The organism is Nostoc sp. DedQUE02 (assembly GCF_034531035.1).
GTDB lineage: Bacteria > Cyanobacteriota > Cyanobacteriia > Cyanobacteriales > Nostocaceae > Nostoc.
This window is the reverse complement of the sequence record NZ_JAVRBY020000124.1, coordinates 1-7,429: the sequence shown is the minus strand read 5'-3', so window position 1 is coordinate 7,429 and position 7,429 is coordinate 1. Positions and strand designations below refer to the sequence as shown.

The 7,429-nt window shown below is 40.0% G+C and carries 8 protein-coding genes; 4 read left to right on the top strand and 4 right to left on the bottom strand.

Going from position 1 to position 7,429, the window contains the following annotated elements; all coding sequences use genetic code 11:
* Together RMX98_RS35870 and RMX98_RS35865 are read right to left on the bottom strand one after the other, a co-directional pair.
* Positions 1–387: EAL domain-containing protein (locus tag RMX98_RS35870; RefSeq protein ID WP_409881946.1), on the bottom strand; the 387-nt coding region annotated here is incomplete at its 3' end.
* A gap of 239 nt (positions 388–626) precedes the next feature.
* A complete protein-coding gene (locus tag RMX98_RS35865) occupies positions 627–3,149 on the bottom strand; it encodes a DUF4347 domain-containing protein (protein WP_409881943.1) in 2,523 nt (840 codons plus the stop codon).
* A 269-nt stretch (positions 3,150–3,418) separates the two neighbouring features.
* On the opposite strand from RMX98_RS35865, the gene RMX98_RS35860 reads away from it, so the two are divergent.
* From RMX98_RS35860 to RMX98_RS35850, 3 genes are all read left to right on the top strand, one after another.
* Positions 3,419–3,628, top strand: coding sequence for a hypothetical protein (locus RMX98_RS35860; protein ID WP_322680144.1), 210 nt, complete (start codon positions 3,419–3,421; stop codon positions 3,626–3,628).
* 237 nt (positions 3,629–3,865) lie between these two features.
* Positions 3,866–4,375: a hypothetical protein gene (locus RMX98_RS35855; RefSeq protein WP_322680145.1), complete on the top strand. Its 510-nt coding sequence runs from the start codon at positions 3,866–3,868 to the stop codon at positions 4,373–4,375.
* On the top strand, positions 4,309–4,710 hold the full coding sequence (locus tag RMX98_RS35850) for a DNA cytosine methyltransferase (RefSeq protein ID WP_322680146.1): 402 nt from the start codon (positions 4,309–4,311) through the stop codon (positions 4,708–4,710). Before RMX98_RS35855 ends, RMX98_RS35850 begins: the two co-directional genes overlap by 67 nt.
* Positions 4,711–4,776: 66 nt before the next feature.
* Here RMX98_RS35850 and RMX98_RS35845 read toward each other — a convergent pair whose 3' ends face one another.
* The gene (locus tag RMX98_RS35845; protein ID WP_322680147.1) at positions 4,777–5,577 is read right to left on the bottom strand and encodes an isopentenyl phosphate kinase; all 801 of its coding nucleotides are present in this window, start codon (positions 5,575–5,577) and stop codon (positions 4,777–4,779) included.
* A gap of 375 nt (positions 5,578–5,952) precedes the next feature.
* Between RMX98_RS35845 and RMX98_RS35840 the strand changes: the two genes are divergently transcribed.
* Entirely contained in the window at positions 5,953–6,114 is a 162-nt protein-coding gene (locus RMX98_RS35840) for a hypothetical protein (RefSeq protein WP_322680148.1), read from the top strand.
* Here RMX98_RS35840 and RMX98_RS35835 read toward each other — a convergent pair.
* Positions 6,101–6,721, bottom strand: coding sequence for an FMN-dependent NADH-azoreductase (locus RMX98_RS35835; protein WP_322680149.1), 621 nt, complete (start codon positions 6,719–6,721; stop codon positions 6,101–6,103). The genes RMX98_RS35840 and RMX98_RS35835 overlap by 14 nt on opposite strands.
* Positions 6,722–7,429 lie beyond the last annotated feature (708 nt).

The window sequence follows — 7,429 nt, the reverse complement described above, 5'->3', positions numbered from 1 at the left end:
TGCTGTCACGATCGCATTATCCACAGGATTCTCGACAATGTTACGAATAAAACTCCCGTCAATTTTGAGGTAATCTACAGGCAGAGACTTGAGATAGGCAAACGAGGGCATCCCTGCCCCAAAATCGTCTAATGCGAAGCGACAGCCCATCCGTTGAAGTTCTTGAATGAACTTCCTGGCTTTGAGCAGGTTGGCGATCAGTTCCTCTGGCGATTGCCCAAAATAAACTGCAAAAGCTTGATTGACAAAGGTGAGTGTGCCGTCTGGTAAATATCGGGCAATGAGTTCAGTCTGATCTTCTACAATGGCACGGTAGCAAATCTCGCTTTGTTTGAGAGCAATTTCTGCTTGCTTGCGATCGCTGATATCAATCACCACACCCAACATCCGCACAGGTTTACCTGCTTCGTTCAGGACTTACGCAACTGGCACAATTAAAGTCTTTAGCCTATCAAACTGGTCAGACTATTTATCAAATCAAGCATAAATTATTTTCTAATTATTTGATTCAGCAACTCAAACGCCCAGATATTCGTATTCCTTGGTTTGAATTAAATTTTTGTATGATGTAGTACCTGAACCCGCTATTATTTGTGCCAGTTGCGTGAGTCCTAACTAAAATAAAATTACACGATATTGTTTGTTAATTTGACTTGCACAATCATATCGTTGTAATCTTTGTCACCACCATTTACTAAATCTTCAAAACCAAAACTGTTATTTCCCAACAGTCGAATATGATCTACTTTATCTGAGTTAGCACCTAAGAATAAGAAGTAAACATTTGTATTCGCATTACCATTCTCAATGGCATTGGGTTTAGCATTAACAATAATAAATGGTGCAAACAAAGAACCACTCTCGAAAGTGCCAGTGTCATTTACTGTAGCTTGATTGTTCACAGTCAAATCAATTCCCACAACACGGCTACGCACAGCAGCTTGAGTGTAACCAGCTTGTCCAACAAGAATGTCAGCCTGTTCATCACCGTTAGTGTCAATTCCACCATTTTCATCAGCGATTTTATAGAAGCCAACATAGTTGTTATATATTGCTTCTCTATTGACTATAAATTCAGCTGTTATTGTTTCTGTTACACTCCGTAAATCAATCAGTTCACCTTGATATTTACCTTGCAGACCAGTGCCTAAAGATGTCTCTTCATTGGTTGGCTGAATATCTATAATCAAATTCTGGAAGTTAAGAGAAAACCCTTTTTCTTGTTGTGTATTGTTAGTTATATTTGAGGAAAAGGAGACATTTGACAAAGAGGTTTTTCCGGACAGTATAGCTTGAGTAGTGCTGTCGGATACCAGATAAAATCTCAGTTTGGTATCAGAATCAAATTCTAATATGTTTATCAGGTCTGTGGGATTGAAACCATTAGGTAGATTGGCAAGGGTGGACAAAATCACCCTTGAACGCGAAAGAGCCGCTTGCGTATAGCCTTCTGCGCCAGGAGCTAGGCCGTTAATTCTACCTTCTTCATCGTCAACGGTAAATACACCCAGTTCATTTACCTTGTCAGAGGTATTGTTTTTAATCTTGATTGAGAGTTTTCCTTTATCACTTTGATTGTTCGTGTTAGTCTTGACACTAAAGATATCCCCTGTAATATTTGTCAACAGGGTAAACTGGACAATAGGAATTGTAGGAGTTTCTAGGGCAACCGTCGTGAGTGTAAACACATCAGTGGCTGTAGCTCCAGCAGTATCTATAGCGGTAACTTTGATGTTGAGACTACCTACATCCTGATTCGTAGGAGTGCCACTGAAGGTAAGAGTAGTCGGATTGAAGTTCAACCAAGTGGGCAGTAATTCATCGTTTTCCAGAGTTGCAGTGTAGGTGAGGATGTCTTCGGTATCTGCATCACCGAAGGTATTAGCATCAAAAGTAAAGCTGAAAGCTGTATCTTCTTGAGCTGTTCGATCCGCGATCGCATTTTGTAAACTGGGTGGGGTATTTAACTCTCCCGTCGCTCCTAAAAAAACTAAATACCCTGTCGAAGCAGTTTTCTCAAATGTGATACTCTCAAGCGTCTTAGTTGCATCTGCTGAGAACCTTACTCCAAATATCGCCGCATCATTAGCATTTTCAAAGCCAGTTCCATCAGTTTCACTACGATCTAAGTTATTAATTAAATAGTAGAGAGTTTTTGATGGGGTAATTTCGTTAAACCAGTCGGGAATCGTTTGGCTATCAGTTGTTTGCGTTGTTCCATCGCTATAGTTCAAGGTCAAACGGGCATTACTGCTTCCTTCGGTTGAAGTTAAGGCCAAATGCACATAAGCATACTGACCACTCGAAACATTAAACGTAAAATTCCCAGTAGAAGTTGTAATTAGACGAGCATTATTGCCGTTATCACTATTTCTATAACTGAGTTGAATATCTGGATTAAAGCTAGTAGCCCCGAAAAATCCGTCATCTGGCAGTCCAAGACCCAAAGTACTATTACTAAAAGTAGCGAAGGATTGGGTTATCAAAGCAAAGTTGCTCGCATCAATCGCTGTTTGGGTGGTGTCAGTGACACCTCCGGTACGGTTGACAATGACATCAGCATTAAAGACTGATGCAAGATCAAATGGGACTGTGGAGCCTAATATACCTGGATAATTTGCGATTGCTCGATCGCTAAAAGCAAGTTGGGGTTTAATCTCACCCACAGTCACTTCTAAATCCCAATTTCCTCCTAATGCTGTATTACCCGTTTTTCCAGCGGAAGCAGCAATTTTAGCGCCGATTAAGGAATGTAGTTTGTAGAGAAATTCCTCTCCCGCATCACCAGCAGCAACATTACAACCGTATAAAAGCAAATTCAGATTTTCTCTTGAACATCCCTGTAACTGGGGCGCATAATTTTTTAAGGTATCAAGGCTCAGTTGGCTATTACCTAAATAAAGACATCCTGGCGCACCGTGAGAAACTATGTGAACTGTCTCTACATTTTGGCGTTGTTTTAATACTTTTGTAATTTGCTCTATACCGTCTCGTTGTGCTGACAGAATAATAGTTTCAACGCCTCTTAAAGTTCCTTTGAGAAGAATTTCTGCGTCACTAACAAAAGGATCGATAAACAGGATTTGTACTGTAGAGCTATTTGTATATGCCAGAGTAGATGCACTGCTGATTATAGGATTCAAAGACATGACAAATTTTTCCCAACTACTTGTTTAACGTAAGTAAGAGCAATTCAAAAAAATTTATCTCAGCGATTCTATTAAAAAATTAAAGCTCAAACTCCTTCCTTATACGCACTTAAAAAATTAGGTCTTATTTTTCTTTCCCTAGAGTAGTGGAAGATTAGTATAAAACTACAATTTTATTTTTGAGAATATCCTGAGATTGAAAAGCCTGTTTGATATTAAATTTAGCAGTTTGCTTAATAAAACAGTATTTTTACTGAAAATACTCGTGAATGTCCCAATTAGAGCAGTCAACGTACACAATGGGCGACTCATTTGACGGTCAGCCTGCTCGTATCGCTTACCTTTGTTTCACCAGTCCCAATCAAAAGACTCAAACCTTTTGGGATTTTGAGCAGTGTAGCAGACTGTATGTTCAATGTTTGTATGCCATTAGTATTTATGTAATAATAATTAGCGATCGCATTGTGCCAGTTGCGTAAGTCCTGTAATTAAAAAAAGCCTGAAATAATCTATTTTTGTTAATCCACATCACGACGCATTTGTAAAGTGCGTAAATCCTAAATAGTTGATTGCCGATTCTCACTTGCGTCTGGCTGGGGGATGCCTGGGCAGTACCATTGAAAGCTGGAGAATCCACGCGAGATTACGCCGATTCCTTACATTGGGCGGTTGGGAATTTTTGAAGTACCGGATGATTTGGTCATAGAGGTGGCTGCATGACTAAAACAGCCCCTATGATTCGCACACTACAACACCTTGGGACAACGAGGGAAGATATTACCGCCTTTATTAAAAAAGCGAAAACCAAAAAGACATCACCAAAATTAGATGTCTGCAAGAATTTTGATCACACAAAATTAAAACCAGTTCTTCCAGATGATGCAGCGATCACCGTAGTACTGTTCGCAGGTAGCGGCGGGATTGAAGCTGCGACGGTGCAAGCTGGTATTCGTCCAGTCATCGCAGTAGAGTTTGACCCAAGTAAATCAGAATTGAGTCGGGCGATGCCTGCGGCAACGTCAAGGACGAACGCCAAAACTCATCATCGCAATTTTCATGAGTATGGCTGCAAAGTAATCCAACAAACAGTGCAAGAAGTAGCACGGTTAGGATTTCTAGGTTTTCCGCGATACCCCGACTATCTCCACGCCTCCCCAGTGTGCGCCAACGCAAGCCTGCTCACACAGCGAAAGCAGGTAAGGGCATTGAATCGGCTGACGACCTGACGGCTGCGATCGCTGTAGCAGAAGCCATCCGACAGTTGCAGCTACGAGCGTTTACCCTAGAGAATGTCCCGCGCTATCAGAACAGTCAGAGTTTTGCCATCATCCTGGATGCTTTGGAACAAGAGGGGTACTCAGTCGATTACAGCGTGGTCAACATGGCTGACTTTGGGCTACCCCAGGCGCGGCGGCGGTTAGTTCTGACTGCAAGCAAGGGTTTTCAGGTTGCCCTACCCACCGAGAGTAAACCTTGTGCTTGGTATGAAGCGATGAATTTTATTCGTGGGATATATTCACAGCTGCCTTCAGCAAGAACTGCCCTCTGCCTTTCTCGATGAGTTATCTCAAAAAGATTAAGGGTAAGTAATTCGGATTAACTACCAACAGTTTTGAAATCATTTTAGTTAAAATGCCCTAATTAAAGTGCCTAGAGTTGGCGTACCTAAAACTGAAGAAGCTAAATTCCCTGGGATATTTCCATCAATTATCCAGCAGTCAATCCCTAAACTAGAAATAGTCAAAAACTCCTCAACTTTCTTAGCCATCCCGCCAGTAACATCTACTGATTTGCTCTTGCCCAAGAAAGGTTTAATCCGAGAATAGTTAGTTTGAGTAATATTGGAAACTACTTGCCCATCTTGGTCATATACACCTGCATAATTCCCAACATTTATTAGTCGAATTTTAAACTTATCTTGGAGATAGAAGTATTTTGCTATTTCTGCAAGCATTGCATCTGTCGAAAAGACAGTACCACCAATAGCTTGGTCTAGAACAACATCACCAAAAACTAAAGGAATCAAACCTGCTTGTAGACTACTCTCTATTACACTAAAGTCACTCTTTAACAGTTTCTTATTATGAGTGATTATCATAGTAATAGGTGGCAAACTGACCACTGGTAAACCTGCTTGTAAAAAACTTTTAGCTAGTAGGAAATTTAAATCTAAAGCATCTTGGTGAACTAAGCAGAACCCTAGTTTTTCTTCATTACATGAAAAACCATTAATTGTATTATATTTATTCGCTGATTGGTGAGCAAAAGAACCAGCACCGTTACCAATAATCAGTTTCAGATTAGGATTTTCATGTTTGATTAGGCTCACTTGCTCAACCAGTTGTGTTATAACTTCTCTTCGAGCAGTATAAGGTTTATCCTTGTCAGTAATTAAGGAACCTCCTAGCTTCACTAATACTAATTCCATAATTAAATATTAAATGAGGAAAAACACAAGTTTATAAGAAAATAATTCTAAATAAAAAAATCAAAATTACTAGTAATTTCAACACAATTTAACAAAATACATGAAAGGAAACAGTAAAGTTTAGTTACAAAATAATGCAGAAATTGTGTTGGATCTGTGTCAATACAGTTCAGTTAAGCTTTTTTCTCTTCCCCTGCTCCCGAAGCCTCCCCTGCTCAAGAACAGCCTGTCTTAACAGATAAATTTGCTTAACCCAAGCGTATTGGGATCTGTGTTGCCAATGGATAGCTGGAAGTTAGGATAATTTTTGTGGTTCTATCTTTAACTCTTTTATTGAACCTAAAATTACTTGATAAAATTTATACTTAGATTTTTATGTTCAACTATTATTCGCTGTTTAACCTTTACCCTAAACCCAATGCCGAGTTAAAAATGCACAAAGCGAACAGTATTGCGGTCAAGCCTGTCGTAAAGCACCGCAAACTACTACAATGGCGGCGATCGCAGCCATTGCTGGCTGGCACTACCAACTATTAACTAATTCTTGAATTTCAGATTGTGCTTTGTCTAACGCTCGTTTCCGTACCTCGTCTCCCATATCTAGACCATTGGCATGAATAAACTCAATATCAGTCACACCCATGAATTGAAAAGCATACCGAAGCGCAGGTTCCTGACAATCCCATCCTTCATAAGGAGAACCTGCTCCATATTCAACGCCTCGTGATGTGATGAACAACACTTTTTTACCGTTTGCAAGTCCTTTGACTTGACCATCCTCCTCCGTGAATGTGCGACCCACACGAATCACTTGATCAATGTATCCTTTGAAGTTGGACGGAATGCTGAAGTTGTACATCGGCACGCTGAACACACACCGATCAGCCGCCAAAAACTCATCCACTAATTCATCGGAAAACTTCAGCAGTTCAGCCATTTCTGAAGTCAGTGCTTCTGGTGGAGTAAAACAAGCCACAATCCAATCTTCGGTGACGTGAGGAACTGGCGTTTGCCTTAAATCACGATAGCTAATCACATCATCAGGATGAAGACTTTGCCACGCAGCGATAAACTCCTTGGCTAATTTGCGAGAATTGGAGCGATCGCCCCGTGGACTTGAATCAATATGCAGAATGTTTCCCATAGTCCCTCAACCAAAAATTTCATTTGGCAACTAGAACACCGATTCACTAATCCCCTTGTCGGTCTAAAAGCTTTATTTATCAGCTATTATTCAGACCTTGTATTCCTTTCTATACGACTTAAAAGGCCAATGATTGCTATTAAAGCTGCTGTCACAATATATATAATACAGGGAATAATTAAATAAATAAAAGGCAAAAGGATAAATATATTACCTCCACCAAAACTTAAAGCTCGGCCAAATATTGAAAATATTATAAGAAAAAAATGGCTACAATAAAAAAGCCGATAACCTGAAGAATTTTGAGTGTAGTACCTAATTTAGTGTAGAGTCTATTGTCGTTATATCTGTTGGATAATTGATTGTTGCTCATAAGTACACCATTTTTAATAAATCAATTTGTGGATTAGAGGATGTTTAAAAAGTCCTCAAATGTGTGTTTAACTACCCTGGCTACCGAGAAACTGCCACGATATAATAGGAGTTTTGGGATTTGAGACCGCGCCTCTGAGTCGCATTTGAGGCTCAAGCCGACCCTTTTCAAACAACCTTTAAGGATAAAAGCGCAGCCTACGTTGCCAAGTCTGCTGAATCTTTGCCATTGCTTAAATGACTGTACTAGGAGTTTTACCCCATATTCCGCAGGTTAGTTAAGAAAGAAGATAATATTTTCGACAAGGGGCACCAAAGAACTGGAGAATCCATAGC